This is a genomic window from Clostridium sp. OF09-36, assembly GCF_003481985.1.
Classification (GTDB): domain Bacteria; phylum Bacillota; class Clostridia; order Lachnospirales; family Lachnospiraceae; genus Brotaphodocola.
In genome coordinates, this window is record NZ_QUMD01000076.1 from 1 (window position 1) to 1,753 (window position 1,753).

The 1,753-nt window shown below is 51.3% G+C and carries 1 protein-coding gene and 2 pseudogenes; all 3 read right to left on the reverse strand.

All coding sequences use genetic code 11. The features are described from left to right. A partial coding sequence (locus tag DXA97_RS19695) for a virulence-associated E family protein (RefSeq protein WP_243107791.1) occupies positions 1 to 592 on the reverse strand: 592 nt, incomplete at its 3' end. Further along, a pseudogene (locus DXA97_RS19700) lies at positions 561 to 1,204 on the reverse strand (CHC2 zinc finger domain-containing protein). The gene DXA97_RS19695 and the pseudogene DXA97_RS19700, both read right to left, overlap by 32 nt. A gap of 64 nt (positions 1,205 to 1,268) precedes the next feature. Next, positions 1,269 to 1,753 (reverse strand): annotated as a pseudogene (locus DXA97_RS19705) (conjugal transfer protein); the annotation flags it as partial.

The window sequence follows — 1,753 nt, forward strand, 5'->3', positions numbered from 1 at the left end:
CCAGCTTCCGCAAATCATCGGAGAACCACTCGTCCCGGACTGCCAGCAGACGGAAGAAAGTGGACTTGCCAGCCCCCTGACCGCCTACCAGACAGAGCATGATTTCAAACTTGCACCCCGGCTGAAAGGCTCGTGAGATTGCACCCAGCAGGAACAGCTTCAACGCTTCATAGGTGTAATCGTCTGCGTCAGCCCCCAGAAAGTGCCGCAGACAGAAACGGATTCGTTCTGTCCCGTCCCACACAAGGCACTTAGGTAGTCCCGGATGATGGTACTTGTTTTCATTCGCCACAATCCCGATGGCATTATCAATCTTTTTCTCATTGGTAAGCCCATAGGTTTCTTCCAGATAGAGAAGCAGATACTTCATATCCGTATCGTTCAGGGCTGTGCTTTCTCTGTGGAAGCCGATGGGCTTTATGATGTCCTTGCGGTCGGTCAGGATGTTGTATGCGATAGCCCCGGAAAGCAGCGGGTCACGCTGGAATACGGTCAGGCAGTTCCGTATGCTCTGACGGACACCGCCTTTCTCGGTAGTTTCCAGTCCCGCTTTGATTTCCTCAATGCTCTGGGGTGGCTGCATGGCGTTCATGGTGTTTTTTAATTCTTGCTGCGTCTGCGGCTGCAAGCTCTGCCATTCGCTGTTCAAGCTGTATCACATCCTTTCCGTAGTCCGCAATCAAAGCCGCTTTTTCCTCTGTCTCCCCGAACAGCAATATATCCAGCAGATATTCCACTTGGGCTTGCTTCTGTAAGGCTTCCACGAACCGGGGATGAAAGGCTTCCTCCGGGGAGTGCGGGGCGTAGTCCTTTCTCCATGCCATAAGCAAGTGGAGATAATCGGCAAGAATACGGAAGCAGCGGTTCTTTGCTTCCTGAAACTGTTCCTCCGGGGATTTCTGCCGGGGCTTTGGCTTTTTTTCCTTTCCCGGCGGTTTCCAGTCCTCATAGGAAAGCCCGAAGTCCTGTGCCAGCTGTACGGCGGCTTCTTTCTTTCTCAGCCCATACAGGGCGGCGGCAAAATCAATCACATCCCCATCCGCACCGCAGCCGAAGCAGTGGTAACGCCGATCCAGCTTCATGCTTGGGGTTTTATCGTTATGGAACGGGCAGCAAGCCATCCCGTTCGACCTACATGGATTCCATAATGCTCCGCAGCCTGTCTTGTTGTGACGGACTGCTTCACAGCTTCAAATACATTCAAATCTATCCCTCCTTGAAAAAAGAAAAGCACCTGACATTCTCTGATTGAAAATGGCAAGTGCCTGTTAAAGTTCCATATCCTGTTGTTTGTGTTTCGTCTGTTCCTGGGCAGTTCTTTGTGCTTTTTTCTCGTCTGCCTTATCCTGCAAGACTTCCTTGATAGGCTGCTTCTTGGGCGGCTCTTTGCTTTCTTCTGTGCCGGGTGTAGCTTTCCGTACCCAGTAGCGGATGTCCCGCAACTTCTTCAAATCAGCCTGTACCTCGGTCAAAGGTTCTTTCAGCTCTGCGATTTCGCTGAGAAGTTTTTCCTGCTCCTCTTGCAGCTCATTTTGGGTACTGTCCTTATCGTCCGGGTGCTTGGCAAGGTAGGCGGCGGCTTTCTCATACCGGGCAACCTCCGGGTGTTCCTGTTTGAATTTCTCCTTTGTTTTCTTAAAAAACATCTTCTGGTACTTCTCATAGACAGGCTTACATTCCTTGCAGTCTGTCCGGCTGGCAAGAATCCCGTCAATCACTTTGCTGCGGGCTTCCTTTGGCTTCATCTGATTGC